The organism is Nostoc sp. ChiVER01 (assembly GCF_034531155.1).
GTDB lineage: Bacteria > Cyanobacteriota > Cyanobacteriia > Cyanobacteriales > Nostocaceae > Nostoc.
Genome location: NZ_JAVRBS010000010.1, coordinates 1 through 16,972, shown reverse-complemented (window position 1 = coordinate 16,972; position 16,972 = coordinate 1). Strand labels below are relative to the sequence as shown.

The 16,972-nt window shown below is 41.8% G+C and carries 14 protein-coding genes; 10 read left to right on the top strand and 4 right to left on the bottom strand.

Features of this window, described 5'->3' with window-relative positions:
- The first annotated feature begins 488 nt into the window (after positions 1-488).
- From RMY00_RS15020 to RMY00_RS14990, 7 genes are all read left to right on the top strand, one after another.
- Positions 489-1,001 (top strand): DUF2808 domain-containing protein, encoded by a 513-nt coding sequence (locus RMY00_RS15020; RefSeq protein WP_322648300.1) that lies wholly within the window; start codon positions 489-491, stop codon positions 999-1,001.
- Positions 1,002-1,241: 240 nt separating this feature from the next.
- A complete protein-coding gene (gene rpmH / locus RMY00_RS15015; RefSeq protein ID WP_099102484.1) occupies positions 1,242-1,376 on the top strand; it encodes a 50S ribosomal protein L34 in 135 nt (44 codons plus the stop codon).
- A 26-nt stretch (positions 1,377-1,402) separates the two neighbouring features.
- Positions 1,403-1,825, top strand: a complete 423-nt coding sequence (gene rnpA / locus RMY00_RS15010) for a ribonuclease P protein component (RefSeq protein ID WP_322648299.1) — start codon at positions 1,403-1,405, stop codon at positions 1,823-1,825.
- Entirely contained in the window at positions 1,812-2,204 is a 393-nt protein-coding gene (locus RMY00_RS15005; RefSeq protein WP_109009000.1) for a PH domain-containing protein, read from the top strand. Before rnpA ends, RMY00_RS15005 begins: the two co-directional genes overlap by 14 nt.
- 228 nt (positions 2,205-2,432) lie before the next feature.
- Positions 2,433-3,584, top strand: coding sequence for a membrane protein insertase YidC (gene yidC, locus RMY00_RS15000; protein ID WP_322648298.1), 1,152 nt, complete (start codon positions 2,433-2,435; stop codon positions 3,582-3,584).
- Positions 3,581-4,108: a protein jag gene (locus RMY00_RS14995; RefSeq protein WP_322648297.1), complete on the top strand. Its 528-nt coding sequence runs from the start codon at positions 3,581-3,583 to the stop codon at positions 4,106-4,108. The genes yidC and RMY00_RS14995 overlap by 4 nt, the downstream gene beginning before the upstream one ends.
- Positions 4,109-4,281: 173 nt before the next feature.
- On the top strand, positions 4,282-4,803 hold the full coding sequence (locus RMY00_RS14990; protein ID WP_322648296.1) for a DUF177 domain-containing protein: 522 nt from the start codon (positions 4,282-4,284) through the stop codon (positions 4,801-4,803).
- Positions 4,804-4,881: 78 nt separating this feature from the next.
- Here RMY00_RS14990 and RMY00_RS14985 read toward each other — a convergent pair whose 3' ends face one another.
- Positions 4,882-7,014, bottom strand: coding sequence for an NACHT domain-containing protein (locus RMY00_RS14985; RefSeq protein ID WP_322648295.1), 2,133 nt, complete (start codon positions 7,012-7,014; stop codon positions 4,882-4,884).
- Positions 7,015-7,023: 9 nt separating this feature from the next.
- Positions 7,024-7,476 carry a hypothetical protein gene (locus tag RMY00_RS14980; protein ID WP_322648294.1) on the bottom strand — a complete coding sequence of 151 codons (453 nt, stop codon included), beginning with the start codon at positions 7,474-7,476 and terminating at the stop codon, positions 7,024-7,026.
- Between the two features lie 318 nt (positions 7,477-7,794).
- On the opposite strand from RMY00_RS14980, the gene RMY00_RS14975 reads away from it, so the two are divergent.
- Both RMY00_RS14975 and RMY00_RS14970 read left to right on the top strand, forming a co-directional pair.
- A complete protein-coding gene (locus RMY00_RS14975) occupies positions 7,795-9,306 on the top strand; it encodes an AAA family ATPase (protein ID WP_322648293.1) in 1,512 nt (503 codons plus the stop codon).
- 112 nt (positions 9,307-9,418) lie between these two features.
- The gene (locus RMY00_RS14970; protein WP_322648292.1) at positions 9,419-9,928 is read left to right on the top strand and encodes an SH3 domain-containing protein; all 510 of its coding nucleotides are present in this window, start codon (positions 9,419-9,421) and stop codon (positions 9,926-9,928) included.
- 116 nt (positions 9,929-10,044) lie between these two features.
- Here RMY00_RS14970 and RMY00_RS14965 read toward each other — a convergent pair whose 3' ends face one another.
- Positions 10,045-11,808, bottom strand: coding sequence for an MHYT domain-containing protein (locus RMY00_RS14965; RefSeq protein ID WP_322648291.1), 1,764 nt, complete (start codon positions 11,806-11,808; stop codon positions 10,045-10,047).
- Positions 11,809-12,077: 269 nt separating this feature from the next.
- Between RMY00_RS14965 and RMY00_RS14960 the strand changes: the two genes are divergently transcribed.
- Positions 12,078-13,511, top strand: a complete 1,434-nt coding sequence (locus tag RMY00_RS14960) for a peptidoglycan-binding protein (protein ID WP_322648290.1) — start codon at positions 12,078-12,080, stop codon at positions 13,509-13,511.
- A gap of 18 nt (positions 13,512-13,529) precedes the next feature.
- On the opposite strand, the gene RMY00_RS14955 is transcribed toward RMY00_RS14960, so the two are convergent.
- Positions 13,530-16,556, bottom strand: coding sequence for an SMC family ATPase (locus tag RMY00_RS14955; RefSeq protein ID WP_322648289.1), 3,027 nt, complete (start codon positions 16,554-16,556; stop codon positions 13,530-13,532).
- Positions 16,557-16,972: the final 416 nt, after the last annotated feature.

Below are 16,972 nucleotides of genomic sequence, written 5' to 3'. Positions count from 1 at the left end.
TTCGGGATTGAGAAATTTTGGTATTCCTTTCTTATAGAGTAATATTGACCAAATTTTGAAAGCTTTATAATTTCCAAATCAAATTTTAATAATTACGACTCTGATTCCAACTTATTTTAATCAATTTAGCCCAACTTAACTGGCGATCGCTGATGATACGCCTCAATTTTTGTAACAAAATTCTCAAATTTAGATACACTTGTACATATTTGGAAACACAATCCAATGGCAACTGTGTTTGTACTGAGTTGAAAATTTGACCAACATAACCATCAAATCATCACTCTGTAAGGGTGATGAGGTAAGTCGATTACATAGTAAATTTATCACTAAGCAATTTTGCTGTGGCCTAAACCTCAGTGAGGATGGCACTTATTTTTATTATTAAACGTCAATTGTCAGGAAGTCAGTAGTAAAGTTTAGTAACGAATACTAACACACAGTTATTTTAGATAACAGATTTATATTTTGGTAGAGGAAGCCTGATTATGCGACGTTTACTTTCTGCTTTAGCCGTGACGAGCTTTTTGGTTACTGGATTACCAGCGTTGACTTGGGCACAAAGTTTACCTGGATTTACCCTATTTAGCGGCGTCAAACAAGAAAATCAGCTGCCCTTTAGGTTAGATTTTGGTGGACAAGCCAATGGTTGGGATCGATACATATTAAGGATTCCAGCCCAAAAAATGAAATTGGCTGTTGGTCAATTTGCGATTACCTACCCTGATTATTACAAAGGAACTTTCGACCAGAAAAAAATTGAAGTCCGAGTCAAAGGTAAAGCAGTTCCGCTTTCTGAGGTGAAGTGGGACAAAGAAGGTAAGCTGATTAATATTTTTCCCCAAGATCCAGTACCAGCAGGTAATCCAGTTGAAGTAGTCTTATCTAACGTGAAAAACCCAGCCTTCGGCGGAGTTTACTATTTTCGCTGTCAAGTTCTCTCCCCTGGCGATGTGCCACTATTGCGCTACATGGGAACATGGATTGTAAGCATCAATTAATAAGTTTGGGGAGTAGGGAGTGGGGAGTGGGGAAATAAGGGAGATGAGGGAGCAGAAGGGGCAGGGGAGCAGAGGAGACAAGGTAGACAAAAGTTTAGAACTTCCAACAAGTCTTTCCCCTTGTCCCCTATTCTCCTTGTCCCCAAGTCCTCTTTCACATGCCCTATTCCCTATTCCCTTATAACGTAATACAATTAGAGATTGTGAGTTTTTATAAAAATCACCTAAGAGGAGAAAAGTATGAAAAGAACATTAGGCGGCACTAGCCGTAAGAGAAAAAGAACCTCTGGTTTTCGCGCTAGGATGCGGACACCAGACGGTAGGAACGTGATTAGCGCCAGGAGAAAAAAGGGACGTCACCGTCTAAGCGTTTAGGGCGTATCTAAGCTAAAAGAGCATCTGTGGCTTTGCCTAAAGCAAATCGGCTAAAATCCCGCAAGGATTTCCAGGCAGTTTTCCGGGAAGGGATTCGGCGTCATGGCTCTTATTTAACATTGAGAGCCTTAAAGCCTTTATATTTAACAAAACCTTCTTTGGACACTGCCACCCAGACTACACAAGTAACAGACTCAGCACATCTTGCCAGTACACGGATTGGCATTTCCATAAGCACAAAAGTAAGCAAAAGGGCAGTAGTTCGCAACCGAATCAAACGGCAAATTACTTCTGCTTTACATAGTTTGCTGCCCAAATTATCACCAGGATGGCGGCTAGTGTTCATTGTCAAACCCACAACAGTAGAATCTAAGTGCGTAAGCCCACAATTTCTGCAAGAATTAGAGCAGTTGTTGGCACAAGCTGAGGTGTTTGATGGGAATTCGTGAAGATGTTTATTATGAAGGTGGCCCCCATATTGGGGATTTAATTGTCAACCTGTTGATTGGGCTAACCATTGTCGGGATACCATTAACAGTTGGGGCGATTGTCAGAGCATTATGGCTGCGTTTCCGCATCACCGATCGCCGGATTACCGTGACAGGAGGTTGGCAGGGACGCGATCGCACTGACATAATTTACTCAGAAATTGTCAAAGTCGTTACAGTTCCCCGTGGCATTGGCTTATGGGGAGATATGGTACTAACCCTAAGAAACGGCAGTCGTCTCGAATTGCGGGCAATTCCCAAGTTTCGAGAAGTCTATGACTACATCAACGAAAGAATTGCTGCGAAAAATCCCGAATATAGCGCTGCTGCTAATAAGTGATGGGAGTAGGGAGTAGGGAGTAGGGAGATAGGGAATGCAAAATTTACTCAGATAAAATCTAAAGTTAAGAACTTCCCACTTACCAAAAATTACATACCACTCCCAATTCCCCACTCCCACTCCCTTTTTTTGGATGTGCGGCTATCCGTAGCGAAGGGTAGTCGCACATAATTTATGATTTAGATAAATTAGATTCAGTTTACAGTACCTCAGGTTGAATTCAGAATAATGGATTTTGGTATCGGCTTTCTCTCGAACAACGTGATGCTGCCAATCATAGATTTCTTCTATGGTATTGTGCCTAGCTACGGATTGGCGATCGTTGCTTTGACCCTGATAGTCCGCTTCGCGCTCTATCCCCTGAGTGCTGGCTCAATTCGCAACATGCGAAAGATGCGAATAGTGCAACCTCTGATGCAGAAGCGGATGGCAGAAATCAAAGAGCGCTATAAGGATGAACCGCAAAAGCAGCAAGAGGAAATGGTCAATGTTCAAAAAGAATTTGGCAATCCTTTGGCAGGCTGTTTTCCATTACTAGTGCAAATGCCGGTCTTATTAGCGCTGTTTGCCACTTTGCGGGGTTCGCCTTTTGCAAGTGCCAACTACAGCGTTAACCTGCAAATCTTTCCCGCAGAACAAATCGAACAAATTCAACCGCAAGCCTTTGCCACTGCTCCTCAAAATATTTACATTGCTGATGGAGAACACGTTAAAGTAGCTGCTATCCTTCCTAGTGGTAACAAACTAGCGGTGGGAGAACAAACTAAGATCCAATATCAGACCGTTGAGGGCAAACCATTTCAGGTACTCTTAGGAGAACACCCAGAAAATAAGCTCATTCCTGATTGGAAAGTTACCAAAGGTGAAGATAAGGTAAAAATTGATGCCCAAGGCAATGTAGAAGCATTGCAACCCGGAGAAGTTACTATTCAAGGAACAATTCCTGGACTAGCAGCAGACAAAGGCTTTCTATTTATTGATGCTTTAGGCAGGGTTGGCGCAACTGATCCAGATGGCACAATCCACTGGGATATCGTCGCCATGATCGTCTCCTTTGGAATCAGTCTTTATGTTAGCCAAATGCTTTCTGGGCAAAATTCCAGTGGTGGCAATCCGCAGCAAGATACAGTTAATAAAATCACTCCAGTTATTTTTTCTGGGATGTTTTTGTTCTTCCCCTTACCAGCAGGGGTGCTGATGTATATGGTGATTGGTAATATTTTCCAAACTGCTCAAACTTATCTTTTATCGCGCGAACCTCTACCAGAAGAACTGCAAAAAATCGTAGCAACCCAAGAGAAAGAAGCAGTAGTAGCAGAACAAAAGGCATTGCCATTTGAACCAAAAAGTGCCAAGAAAAAGGCAACAGGGGGATCATGAGCGATATTTCCATGCAGCGAGGTCAGCAGTGGTTAAAAACACTGCTGGAACTCACTGGAATACCTGCTGAAATTCAGGGTCATTTAGAAACTGCCAAATCTCTTGACGGCGATTCCCCAGAACCAGATAATTACTGGTTAACAATTGACCAAACTAATTTGACGACAGAACAAATCCAGGTATTAATTGGTGCTGATGGTTCTGTGTTAGATGCGATTCAGTATCTAGCAAATTCGGTTTTAAACCTAAGTCAACCCCCGGAAGAACAAGCTTCTTATACCATTGAGTTAAATGGCTACCGGGTTAAAAGAGAAGCCGAAATTCGCGCATTAGCAGAAGCAGCAGCCGATGAAGTGCGCTTTTCTGGTAGAGAAGTGGAAATCAAATCTCTCAGTTCTGCTGAACGGCGACAAATCCATACCTTCTTGAAGGAGTTTGGAGATTTAGAAACCTTCAGTCGCGGTAAAGAGCCGCATCGTAATCTAGTTGTCCGTCCAGCTACGTTGGAAGGAGTTGGGAGTTAGTAGAGGCGCGATTAATCGCGTCTGTACAAGAGTTTGGAGTTAATTGAAAACTCCTAACAATATAATTTCTTTCAAAATTTCTCTTGTTCTTAAGAGATAAAATTAAAGATGTAGTATCAGTATTATTGCTGATAATGAAGATAAATTTTTAGTGAGGATGGCTCACAAATCCTATGGACGCAATTTTTATTCCGCAGCTAACTAGAGCATCGGAGCGGACAGAGGAAGTTCAGGTTCAGGAATTTCTGCCTGGTCTGGAAACGTTGACACCAGTTCGCGGTCATGTGCGCGTTGAGCATCATGGCAATTACCTGGAAGTGTCCGCTCAGGCAGAAACAATTATAACTTGTACCTGCAATCGCTGTTTGCAGCAATACAATCGACGTTTAGGGCTTAATACGAAAGAAATCATCTGGTTAGATGAAACTGCAAATCAGGTAAATGATTTACCCTTAGAACGGGAAGTGACTATGGAAGATTTGCAGGAAACCCTACCGCCCGATGGTTATTTTTATCCCAACGAATGGTTGTATGAGCAGATGTGTTTGGCAATTCCCCAACGCCAGCTGTGCGATCGCAATTGTCCAGGTATTCCTATAAGTAGTACAGTCGATAATTCTGATAATATTCCTGAAACTCCAGTTGATAACCGTTGGGCTTCTTTAGAAGCACTGAAAAAGCAACTTCTGGGATAGATAAATCACTTTCAACTTCGTTAACGCGCTATTAGTAGCGCGTTTATTTTAATTAGTTGATTTATGACTATACTTAATTTAGCCTCGACTAAGGGGTTGATTTAATCGTGTCCCACACTTGGTACAGAAGTTGAAATTCGCCGGATTAGTGCGACTACAATTGGTACATACTATATTTTTTTCAACTTGAGTTTGAGATGGAGTGCCTCTCTTAAAATTATTGGTTGAATTAACTTCAGTGAGTGCATTATTCCTATCAGTAGACTGATGAATTAGTTGTGAACTTGGTTGAATAAATACTGGCTCCATTTGGGCAAAATGCTCCAGCAGCATTCGATGGATAAAAATGTAACTGCCTCCAACTTTTTGCACAAAGATGTGTTCAGTCGCATAATCAAGAAAGCGGACATAGTTTCGAGGTATGCAATTCTTAGTATAAAGAATGAGGCGTAAAGTAAAGTGTTGTAGGCTGGCTTGACCACCACCAAATACAAGCCCAAATACCAGCCCAAACACTAAACCCAATTGCAGCCATCCTGATTTTGCGAAGATTTGTCCACCAATTAATCCACCAATCAATCCGAGGAATCCACTAATCAATCCCATTATTCCGGCATTCCTAGCTGAGTTCCAAATCCCTTGGTTAGGAATTGTTCTTATGTTTATCTCTGGGCCTCTCAGTCCACCTAACAACCCTAAAATCAGTCCACCAATTAGCCCATATACTAACCCTAATCCCAGCCCAGTTTGGAGATCAAATCGAGCGGTAACTAGCTTAAAAACCAGCCCTACAATCAGCCCCAAAGGTAATCCTCGTAGTAGTCCATCCTTCAGAAACTTTCTGGCTTCTTGCCAAGACCATCTCAAGGTTTCAACTGGTTTTATTTCTGTAGTACTCAAACATGCTGTTACTAAACCAGTGATTACACCAAGATACACTCCATTTATTGATTTACTTATAAAATTGCCGATTAACCCACTAATTATTACTATAAATAGGTTATTGAGAAATTGATAAAGTATTTTTTGGAATCCATTTGACAACCAGGTAGGCTGTATTCTTTCAATAAGAAAAACCGTTTGAGACTTATGAAACATCTGCTGTGCTAGCCAAATTAGCCAGCGCATTGCTTCCACTTTGGAATATTTTGGCTCATATTTCCGACGCTTAAACATCCGTTCAATATAAGCATCAAACAGGTGCTTTCGGCGTTCTTCTTTAGAACCTGCGTTAGGTAAATCTTCTAGTTTCTTACCTTTATAAGCCAGAGTCATGACGCTTAAAGTCAGGGGAGACTTGGCTAACTCTTGCAATGTAGTGTCTTCTTGAAGCAATGTTTTTACTGCTTCCAGTTGTTCACCAGCCCTGTCTAAATATTGTTTAACTTGCTGAAATGTTAAAGATTGGATGCAGATAGCACCTTGCAATTCTAAACGAGTAGAGAGAGCTTCATAATCTCGAATACGGCTTGTCACCACAATTTCAATCAGCCCATGTTCTTGCATAAATTGGTTGATGGCTTGAATGCAGCTTTCCCGACGCTCAATTTTCACCTCATCTAAACCATCTAGCAGCAGTAATAGTTGTTGATCTTCAATCCAGACTTTAGCAAGTGCTTTAGAAACTTGATATGTACTATTCAATTCCTCAATTAGCCAATCAGTAATTGTTTGCTGTTTATTTCCCCAAGAAGATAAGTTCAGCACTACTGGAATAGGTTGGCTCAAATCTTTTTCGGTACGAGCAATTAATTCTTGTGCCAGCTTCAGGAGAGTGATCGTTTTACCCGCGCCGGGTTCTCCTAAAATCAATAAGGTTCGTCCTTTTCCCATCTGATTGAAGACTTCAGAGATACTTTTCCCTTCAGGTAAGATTTGCCCAGACTCATTAGTAATTTCTTGGACAATACTAGATGGGCGCTTTACTGCGTCTAATCGTTCTTCCAGCCCCAGATCAATTAGACTTTTGGTATACAAAGATTTTTCTAGTACGCCTTTAATCCAATACTGTTTGACTTTATTAAGTAAAACTTCTCGGAAACGGTACTCCTGTTTCCCTGAAGGAGGTTTTACCTTCCTGTTACCGATTAGTTTAGCTAGGCTGAAGCTTTCATTCACAGTTAGGTACTGAATCTGGTGCAAGTCGCGTCCAGCCTGTCCAATCTGAGCTTCCCGAATCAAAGCACCATCAATATTAAGATTTTGATTCATAATCTTTTTTTATGTAAAAAGTAAAAGACTTTTAGCTGCAACTCCTAACCAAGGAGCTAATTGTGTGGCAATTGGCTCTAACTTTTGCCAAATCCCTTGGCCTGCATTAAACGTTTCGTTAGTTTCTTTGAGGACTTTACTAGCTTTTTGCAAACTTGTTGCCGCAGTGTTTTTGTCTGGTTCTTTTTCCTTAACTGCGTCGTTTGCATAATCCAGATGTTTCAGTGCTTGTTTCTTTTGGTCTTCTGGTAAATCGGAATTACGAAATATGAATTCAATTTGTGCCATTAATTCTGCAACCTCAGGTAAGGTCAATTCTTTCTCAGCCCCACCTTGAGTATTTTGCTGATTTTGGGTCATGTCGCCAGCAGCTTGTCCAACTTGAACACCTGAAAATTGACCGCCGCCAATGTTGAGGGACATTCCTCCGGGATTTTTGGGCTGTGAGTTATTTTCTGTCATTTTATTTGCTTGATAAGAACATAACTTTATTTAAGCTCTAATCCAGATTAAGCAGATAACTTTCCCAAATATTAAAAAAATTTCCGTATATAGTAAGCCAATTACTACATTCACAGATGGTAAGCAAATTCACTTATTTCCAGTTTCCACCCGTAGCTGCGAGCTTTGCGGCAACTTTTATCTAAAGAGCTTCTTCAAGTTTCATTGCCTGATAGAGCTAGATAAGGAGATATATATTCGTTTTTAGTTTCGTTTTTAGTTGTGAGACACAATACAAAGAAAGAACAATGAGAGAAGAACTAATAACGATAGCCAAATATGAACTTCCGTGAAGAGTTTAAACTGCTGCTACGCGCCCGCTACCCATTAATTTATATTCCTACTTATGAAGAGGAACGGGTAGAAGCAGCTATCCGGGAAGAAGCAAGCAACCAAGGTAATCGCCCAGTGTATACTTGGGATTTTGTCGATGGCTACCAAGGAAACCCTAATGATGTTGGGTTTGGGCGACGTAACCCGTTGCAAGCTTTAGAATTTATCGAAAAATTACCAGCTTCCGCACCTGCGGTATTGATTCTCCGAGATTATCATCGCTTTTTAGATGATGTTGCGATCGCTCGCAAACTCCGTAATCTGTCCAGACTTCTTAAGTCGCAACCAAAAAATATTGTCCTATTATCACCGCGCATCGCTATTCCTGACGATTTAACCGAAGTGTTGACAGTCGTCGAGTTTCCCTTACCCGCCGCCCAAGAAATTAGAACTGAGGTAGAACGCTTACTACAAAGTACTGGTAACTCACTTTCTGGCAAAGTTTTAGATGATTTGGTGCTATCTTGTCAAGGGCTTTCGATGGAACGGATTCGCCGGGTTTTGGCAAAGGCGATCGCTACCCACGGAGAATTGCGACCAGAAGATGTGGATCTCGTTTTGGAAGAAAAACGCCAAACTATCCGCCAAACCCAAATATTGGACTTCTACCCCGCCACTGAGCAAATTTCTGATATTGGCGGATTGGATAACTTGAAAGACTGGCTGATTCGCCGGGGAGGTTCATTTACCGATAAGGCGCGACAGTACGGATTACCGCACCCCCGTGGTTTAATGTTGGTGGGTATTCAAGGAACTGGTAAATCGTTAACAGCAAAAGCGATCGCTCATCACTGGCATTTACCCTTGTTACGTCTAGATGTAGGAAGGTTATTTGGTGGTTTGGTGGGTGAATCAGAATCTCGAACTCGGCAAATGATCCAAGTAGCTGAAGCTCTTGCTCCCTGTATTTTGTGGATTGATGAAATAGATAAAGCCTTTGCCGGACTTGGTAGCAAAGGTGATGCCGGAACAGCCAGCCGTGTATTTGGTACTTTTATTACCTGGCTAGCTGAAAAAAGCTCACCCGTTTTTGTCGTCGCCACCGCCAACGACATCCAAGCCTTACCGCCAGAAATGCTGCGTAAGGGGCGATTTGATGAAATTTTCTTTGTGGGATTGCCCACCCAAGAAGAGAGAAAAGCAATTTATGATGTTCATTTATCCCGATTGCGCCCCCATAACTTAAAAAGTTATGACATCGAAAGGTTAGCTTATGAAACGCCGGATTTTTCTGGGGCAGAAATTGAGCAAACTTTAATTGAAGCGATGCACATTGGATTTAGCCAAAACCGCGACTTTGCTACTGATGATATTTTAGAAGCAGCCAGTCAGATCATCCCCTTGGCGCGAACTGCTGTAGAGCAAATTCAGCAACTCCAAGAATGGGCTGCTGCTGGGAGAGCGCGTTTAGCATCTAAACACAATCCTTTAAGCGAACGCCTCCGGCGCACTACGTGAATTCATTCAGCAGTAGCTACAATAATTGCTTAGTTAATAATTGTTAGTCAATAGTCAACAGTTAATCATGAATTACTATTGACTATTGACCACTGGTGATCAGGTTTTAAATATGTTGTCTGGCTTCATAAAGTTTATACTTGGGTTTTTCTTAGCGATCGCTGTGCTAATAGGTGGTGGCGTTGCAATTGGACTCTATTTCATGAATCGCACCGGCATACCCCCTGCCAAACCCGTTTTTTCTAATGATAGTCCCTCGGTGAAAGCCCAAGCTCCCAAAGCAACTGAGCCTGGAGGAGCTAAACCCACTCCTAAATCTGGGACAAAGGCTGAATCGTCTCCAAGTCCAAACTCCACTCCCACAGAATCACCAAAGCCTACCCCATCACCAAAACCATTGCCATCGGGAGCTTACCGAGGGCGTGTTAGTTGGCGTGAAGGCTTGAGTTTGCGATCGCAACCAAATCAAGAAGCTGAAAAGATTGGTGGGGTTGCTTTTAATCAAAAAATTATTATCTTGGAAGAAAGCCAAGATAAATCCTGGCAAAAGATTCGTTTGGAAGGTAGCGAACAAGAAGGTTGGGTAAAAGCAGGTAATACTGAAAAAGTTGATCAACAATAGCTTAAAAAATCAGAAAATCAGATGTATATCAATAGCCTTGGTGATTAAGACATCAATAGATGATAAAACCTAGACACAAAAAGGCTTTCCACCTAGTCCCCAGTCCCCAGCTATATCTACTCAATAACATCTGGAGCTACTTCAGATTGCTTTCCTAGAAAACAGGAAGTATCTATCAATCTATCAATTGGAAGCTCAATTTGAAAAGTAGCTCCTTGCCCCTTGGCAGAAATACAGTTGAGCTTACCACCATGTGTTTTAACGACAATCTGATAGCTAATTGATAACCCCAATCCACTTCCTTGTCCAACTTGTTTAGTTGTGAAAAAGGGATCATAGATTTTGTTTTGTACATCTTTACTAATGCCAAAACCATTATCGAAAATCTGAATGTTGATCCAACCGATTTGAGAAACGGTTGTTTTAATCCGAATTAAAGGTGTAAAACTGGAGTTTGATTTTAAGCTACTCAGCTTTTCTTCTAATACATCAATAGCATTGGTAATGATATTGAAAAACACTTGATTTAACTGTCCGGCATAGCAATTTACTAGGGGTAAATTACCATATTCTTTCATGACAATAATTTCTGGGCGATTGTTCAGTGGATAACTAATACGGTTTTGAAGAATGAGTAGTGTGGAATTAAGTCCTTCGTGGATGTCCACAGCCTTTAATTGTGCCTCGTCTAGACGAGAAAAGTTACGCAGGGATTCCACAATATATTTAATACGATTGGCTCCGGCTTGCATTGATTTGAGTAGTTTAGGTAAATCTTCTAGCAAAAATGGTAGATCAATAGACTCTACTTGAGCTTGAACCGCAAGCACTGGAGTTGGATAATATTGCTGATAGATATTGATTAATTCTAAAAGTTGTCGCAGATAAATTTCCGTATGAAACAGGTTTCCATAAATGAAGTTAGCAGGATTGTTAATCTCATGAGCAACTCCCGCTACCATTTGTCCTAAAGAAGACATTTTTTCTGCTTGAATAAATTGCAATTGAGCTTGCTGAAGTGCCAACATAGCTGTCTCTAATTTTTCAGACCGAGACTTAGATAGAGCAGCTAGTGCTTCTTGGTTTTGTAAGGCTTGTTTGAGACGTTCTTCGTTTTCTTTAAGATCAGCTGTTTTAACTAGTTGAACACTCAATTGTTCGTTGAAAAAAGATGTGATCAGCGTCCATCCTAGAAGGAGTAATGTGAATAAGCCAATAATCGCAGCCATCCAATAGGTTGCAGTAGTATCAACTTCTGAAAACTCGACTGATTCGACGACTGAAAAATGGGTAGCCATCATCCCTGTGTAGTGCATTGACGGAATGGCAGCACCCATGAGAATTGCACTGCCAATCCTCAAAAAGCGTCCTGTTACTGTACTATTAGCTCTGAGGTTAAATCCCACCCAGAGGGCAACCAATGAGATGAGAATGGCGATCGCAATGGAGAGTGCAACCACACTCAAGTCATAAGACATTTTAGCTGGTAAACGAATCGCAGCCATACCGATGTAGTGCATTGCACTAATCCCTGCGCCCATCAGGATGCTACCACCGAATAACCGCAAAATACCAAATTCTGGTTGACTAACAAGGTACAGGGCTAATCCAGAGGCGAAAATTGCAGGTAGTACCGAGATTAAAACTGTTAACCAGTCATAGTTAATCGGAATCGGCAGACTGAACGCCAGCATAGCAATAAAATGCATTGCCCAAATGCCGATTCCCATAGCGATCGCTCCCCCTACCAGCCACCGCCACTTTTGGTGTGATTTAGCGTCTGTCACTCTGATCGCTAGATCAAGTGTGGTGTAAGCCGTAAGCATGGCGATCGCAACGGAGAATAAAGTTAAGCGAATATCGTAGATCCCGTGGAGCATTAGGTTGAATATTATCCGCAATTCGATAGAAGACTAGACCCACTATTTGTCTGCGTTGCTCATGCTCTAAACCCAAATAGGTATAGCAAAAATTCTGTCAGGCAAATAGAAAACAAGCCTCCAAAGCTTTACATTGCTTATTATTCCCGCTACAAAAGCTTGTGTATCATATCAGCGTGGGGAATTTTTTTGTAAATAATCATACTAAATAAAAATATAATACAGAGAAAGTGGTATGATCCTCCATAGCCGTAACTTGAAAAAAACAAGTGGAAACAGGGGTAGATAGCTATTTAACCAAGCTTGCCTCAGTCTACGAGGCAGCCGAAAGCGTCAAGGTTGTTCCTAGCGTAGCTAATTTCAAATTCAAGAATTTGGAAAAGTTATATAGTGGTGCAGCGATGCGTCTTTTATCCGTGGCATTGATTACGGGGTTTCTGAGTATTGCTGGACAAGCTTTAGCACTTCAGAAAATAGGAAGTAATGGCCCTGAAGTTAGCAGTAGTCAGAGATGTTTAAAAAAGTTAGGCTACTTTAACGGCCCGGTGAGTGGCAAGTTTGCTAGCTTGACTCAGAATGCTGTGATCAAATTCCAGCAAGCCAATAGAATCCCTGCTGATGGTGTTGTGGGTGCTAGTACTCAAAGAGCCTTACAAGAAGCATGTCAAAGTAGAACTTCTAGCAGGAATACCAGTAGTGGCCAATACCCTGTCCTATCTCAAGGTAAAACTGGTACAGCCGTCATAAGGTTACAACAGCGTTTGCGGCAGTTAGGCTACTTGAATGCTAATCCCACTGGGAATTTTGGCCCAATGACTAGAAATGCTGTAATTGCATTCCAGCGAAATTATCGCATATCTGCTAACGGGATTGTGAATCAACAAACTTGGAATGCGCTACTAGGTTCCTCTGGGATTCCAGGCAGATCAAAGCTCTCTACTCAACAAGTGAAAGAATTACAAGTGCGTTTGCGGCAGCTAGGTTATTTTAATACTGCTGCCACTGGGAATATTGGCCCACTTACCAGAGAAGCTGTCACCCGATTCCAACAAAATTACCGCCTACCTGTTGATGGCATGGCCAATGCTCAAGTTTTAGAGGCAGTACGTAGAGCCTCCACTGGTGGATATACTACTCAACAACCAGGCAGAAGTTATCTGACTGTAGGCGATCAAGGAGATAATGTCAGATTAGTTCAAGAGCGTTTATCGCAATTGGGTTTCTCTAATACCAATCCTGATGGTTTTTTCAGCGATTACACCAGACAATCTGTGATTGCATTTCAGCAATCATCTCGACTGAATTCTACTGGAAATGTAGATTGGCAAACTTGGGAAGCATTAGGGTTGAATAACTCGAATGCGAGCAATTATACTGAGACAAATGGTTATGTATTTTCTAGTAACAATGACTATGTAGCACCTCAGACTAATCGCTATGCATTACCTCCTACTAATGGCTACGTTGTACCTGTGAGTAATGGCAACACATTAGTTGCTAATAATCCCTACAGAGTAATAGTGCCAATTTCCAATAAAGATACTCTGATTAAAGTGCAACAATATATACCTGATGCTGTCACGGAACAATCCCATCTAGGGGATTATGTGAATGCTGGGGCATTTAGCGATCGCGCCCAAGCAGAAACACTAACGAAAAAGCTCCGCTCATTAGGTATTGATGCACGGGTAAAATACAATTAACTAATTCGTAATTCGTAATTAAATTGACAAACTCAATTGGGAACCTTCTTGAGTTTTATTCACCTCAATCCTGGCTTGGAAAGCTTCTTTTAGGTGGGGCATGTGGGTGACAGTAAGAATGCAGGCGAAATCAGAAGCGATCGCATTAATCGCTGCAATCAAGCGATCGCATCCTTCAGCATCTTGTGTACCGAAACCTTCATCTACAATCAACAATTGCAACGCCGCCCCCGCCCGTTGCGCTAATAATTTCGCCAAAGCCAAACGGATGGCAAAGTTAATTCTAAAAGCTTCTCCACCAGAGTAAGTTTCATAAGCTCGTGTTCCTCTAGAATCGGCGATTAAAATATCTAAGGTGTCTATCAGCTTGGCGTTTTTCTTGGTTGATTTAGCACTACGTCCAGCTTTTTGAGTAATAAATTGTACATGAAACTGATTCCCACTCAGCCGCGAAAGTAGCTGATTTGTCTCAGCTTCCAGTTGCGGTAACACATTCTCAATCATCAGTGCTTGGATACCATTTTTACCGAAAGCTTGCGCTAATTCCTGATAAACACGGCATTCCTGTTTGCAAGATTGTAATTGCTGCTGCTGTTGTTCGTACTGAATTTGCAGCGTTTCTAGTTGATGCGCCAACTGCTCTAAACGCCCTAATTTGGCAATTTGTTCATCAAGTTGCCGTCTGCGGATTGCTAATTGCTGCTCTAAAGCTTGAATTTGGGCAGATGGGTTAGCTGTTGCTTGTAATTGCTGGATAATGCTTTCAATTTGTCCGCCAAGTTTTTGCCGTTCTGTTACTCTGGCGCTTCTAGAGTCCTCTAACTCTTGCAATCTCGTCTGGAGTTGCGGATATTGCTGCTGGGCTGACAGCAATTGTTGATACCGCAAATGCCAAGATTGAGCTTGGCGGACAGCTATACGTAGATTGTTGTGCTGCTCGGAACTGTAGCCAATTTCGGTAATGTGACGCTCAAGAGCCGCGATTTGTTTAGCACATTCAGAATCAATCTGATCCTGTTGGATTTTGGCTTGTAATTGAGCAATTTGGGATTGTAATTCTGGTTTTCGGGCTAATAGTTGCGCTTGTCGCTTAGTCGCATCCTTAATCTGCCCTTGTTTAATTTCTGCCCAACGCCAGCGCTCAACTTCACTCCGGGCGAGGGCGTGGTCTTGTTCATTATAATTAACCTGTTGCAAATATTGGTCTAGCTGCCGGAGTTCGGCTTGTTTATCAGGAGCGTAATCACCAGCTTGGAGCGATCGCTCTAAATGTTGTTTTTCAGCAGCAATTTGTTGTAACTGTTGTTGGACATCAGTTGTAGCTTCTAACTGGGCTGCTAACTGTCCCCGTTGTTCGCGTAAACCATCGTAGCCTGCCAATTGTTGGGAAATTTCCCGATATTCTTGCCTAAGTACCTGAATTTCTCTGTCTGATACAGCCATTTGTTCTCGCACTACCCAAAACTGCCCTTGAGTATCCTCTAACTCAGCCTGGGTTTTTTCCACCACCCGACTCCAGTGATGTTCATCTAAAGGACGTTCGCATAATGGACAAAGAGCTTCAGGATTTTGCAGCATTTGCAATTTCTGCTCTAATTCTCCCAGCAGTTTTTCATAATCCCGTTGATGAGCTTGCAGACGTTCGATAAAGTGCCGCCTTTCTTGCCCTTTTTCTTGCACTCGTTGTAGATAAACCCGCTTTTTCTCCAGTTCTTCAATCTGGATTGCTACATCCATCACCGCTTGTTGCAGTTGTGGTTGGCGGCGGTGCTGGCGTTGCAATTGGTTCTCAGTACTTTGGAGTTGTTCGAGTCGCGCTACTAAACCAGCATGAGTGCGATCGAGTTGGCTTTGTAAAGTTGCTCGTTGTTGCAACAAGGGAGTAACTTGCATTTGCAGTTGATCTAAACGAGCGACATGGTGACGGGCTGCGGTTAGTTGTGACAAAGCAGCTTCTACTTCACCTGATTTAGTCAGAGTTTGCTGAATATCTCGCTCTTGTTGCTGCAAAGCTTCTAACTGCGCTTGAGCTTGTTGCAGTTGTCGTTCGATTTCGTGAATTTGTTTGGTAAGCTGTTGTTGCTTTTGTTGGCGAGTCTGCCCAGCGCGGGTATATTCTTCAAATTTGGTAGCAAAAGCTTCTTCTTGAGATTGGAGACTTTGATATTGGGCGTATCCAGCTTTAATTTCAGCTTCTTGGTGTAATATTTTTTCTAAATCTGATAATTGAGAACCAATAGCTGATTGTTCTTGTTGGAGGCGATCGCAATCTTGGCTAAGATTTTGGTATTGCTGCTTTATAAAGCTGAGTTGCTGTTCCCAATTCTGGCGCTGGTGCTGGACAACTTGCAAACTTTGTAATTGAATATTATCAAAAGCTTGTACCTGTTGCAGTTGGTTGAGTTCGGCTTCTAACTCGACTCTTTGCGCTTCGGTTGTCTGGCGTTGTTGCAACTGAATTTTAATCGATTCCAAAGAACGCTCTAACTCTACTGCCCTTGCTTTGAACTGACGAGAAGATTCCTTTGCCCGTTCTTCCAAATCATCATACTGATTGAGTTTCAACAACTCTGCTAAAATTTCTTTGCGTTCTGTGGGGCGTTTGAGCATGAACTCATCTGCACGCCCTTGACGTAAATAAGCAGAATTAATAAATGTATCGTAATCGAGCTTGATGTGTTCTAATATCAAATCTTGGGTTGCTCTTACCCCTTTGCCAGTGAGTGAGCGAAAGCCAGATGGTATTTCTATTTGAAATTCAAGAACGCTAGTACCTCCCCGAATTCGGGTACGAATCACCCGATATTTTTGCTGGTTGCTTTTGAAAGTAAAATCAACTCTAACTTCTTTTGCGCCAGAATAGATCACATCATCTTCAGCAGTGGCGCGGCTTTCACCCCAAATTGCCCAAGTGATTGCTTCCAAAAGTGAAGATTTACCCGCACCATTGGAACCCGAAATACAAGCCGTATGCAAACCACGAAAATCTAAAGTTGCATCACGGTAACTAAGAAAGTTTTTGAGGATAAGTTGTACTGGGATCATTCACGCTATAGCGCCACATCTACTTTTAATAGTTAACAGTACAGATGCACTGTTTGTTAGTTTAGCTATCTAGATATCAGGTTTCTAGTCTTGAAGACATCAATTTTACAAAATTTAACAATAAAATCAACAAATTTTTCTTGTTGCATGAAAAACTTTTGTTGTCTTTGAAGAAAAATAAAACTTCTGTGGAGGTTTGTTGTTATTTCTGCTTGTTATCTGAGAGAAAAACATTTATAGAAGAGTGGCAATACTGCGTAGGTTTTGCCTAAAGAATCACTCTGGTGTCGATGTAGGTTGGGTTGAGGAACGAAACCCAACAGTACTCCAAAGTCGTTTTGAAGTACTCCAAAGTCGTTTTGAAGTACTCCAAAGTCGTTTTGAAGTACTCCAAAGTCGTTTTGAGGTACTCCAAA

Excerpts from the sequence above, each read along its gene's own strand:
- RMY00_RS15020 (WP_322648300.1), top strand. The coding sequence starts at position 489 with ATGCGACGTTTACTTTCTGCTTTAGCCGTGACGAGCTTTTTGGTTACT.
- rpmH (WP_099102484.1), top strand. The coding sequence starts at position 1,242 with ATGAAAAGAACATTAGGCGGCACTAGCCGTAAGAGAAAAAGAACCTCT.
- RMY00_RS15005 (WP_109009000.1), top strand. The coding sequence starts at position 1,812 with ATGGGAATTCGTGAAGATGTTTATTATGAAGGTGGCCCCCATATTGGG.
- yidC (WP_322648298.1), top strand. The coding sequence starts at position 2,433 with ATGGATTTTGGTATCGGCTTTCTCTCGAACAACGTGATGCTGCCAATC.
- RMY00_RS14995 (WP_322648297.1), top strand. The coding sequence starts at position 3,581 with ATGAGCGATATTTCCATGCAGCGAGGTCAGCAGTGGTTAAAAACACTG.
- RMY00_RS14990 (WP_322648296.1), top strand. The coding sequence starts at position 4,282 with ATGGACGCAATTTTTATTCCGCAGCTAACTAGAGCATCGGAGCGGACA.
- RMY00_RS14985 (WP_322648295.1), bottom strand. The coding sequence starts at position 7,014 with ATGAATCAAAATCTTAATATTGATGGTGCTTTGATTCGGGAAGCTCAG.
- RMY00_RS14980 (WP_322648294.1), bottom strand. The coding sequence starts at position 7,476 with ATGACAGAAAATAACTCACAGCCCAAAAATCCCGGAGGAATGTCCCTC.
- RMY00_RS14975 (WP_322648293.1), top strand. The coding sequence starts at position 7,795 with ATGAACTTCCGTGAAGAGTTTAAACTGCTGCTACGCGCCCGCTACCCA.
- RMY00_RS14970 (WP_322648292.1), top strand. The coding sequence starts at position 9,419 with ATGTTGTCTGGCTTCATAAAGTTTATACTTGGGTTTTTCTTAGCGATC.
- RMY00_RS14965 (WP_322648291.1), bottom strand. The coding sequence starts at position 11,808 with ATGCTCCACGGGATCTACGATATTCGCTTAACTTTATTCTCCGTTGCG.
- RMY00_RS14955 (WP_322648289.1), bottom strand. The coding sequence starts at position 16,556 with ATGATCCCAGTACAACTTATCCTCAAAAACTTTCTTAGTTACCGTGAT.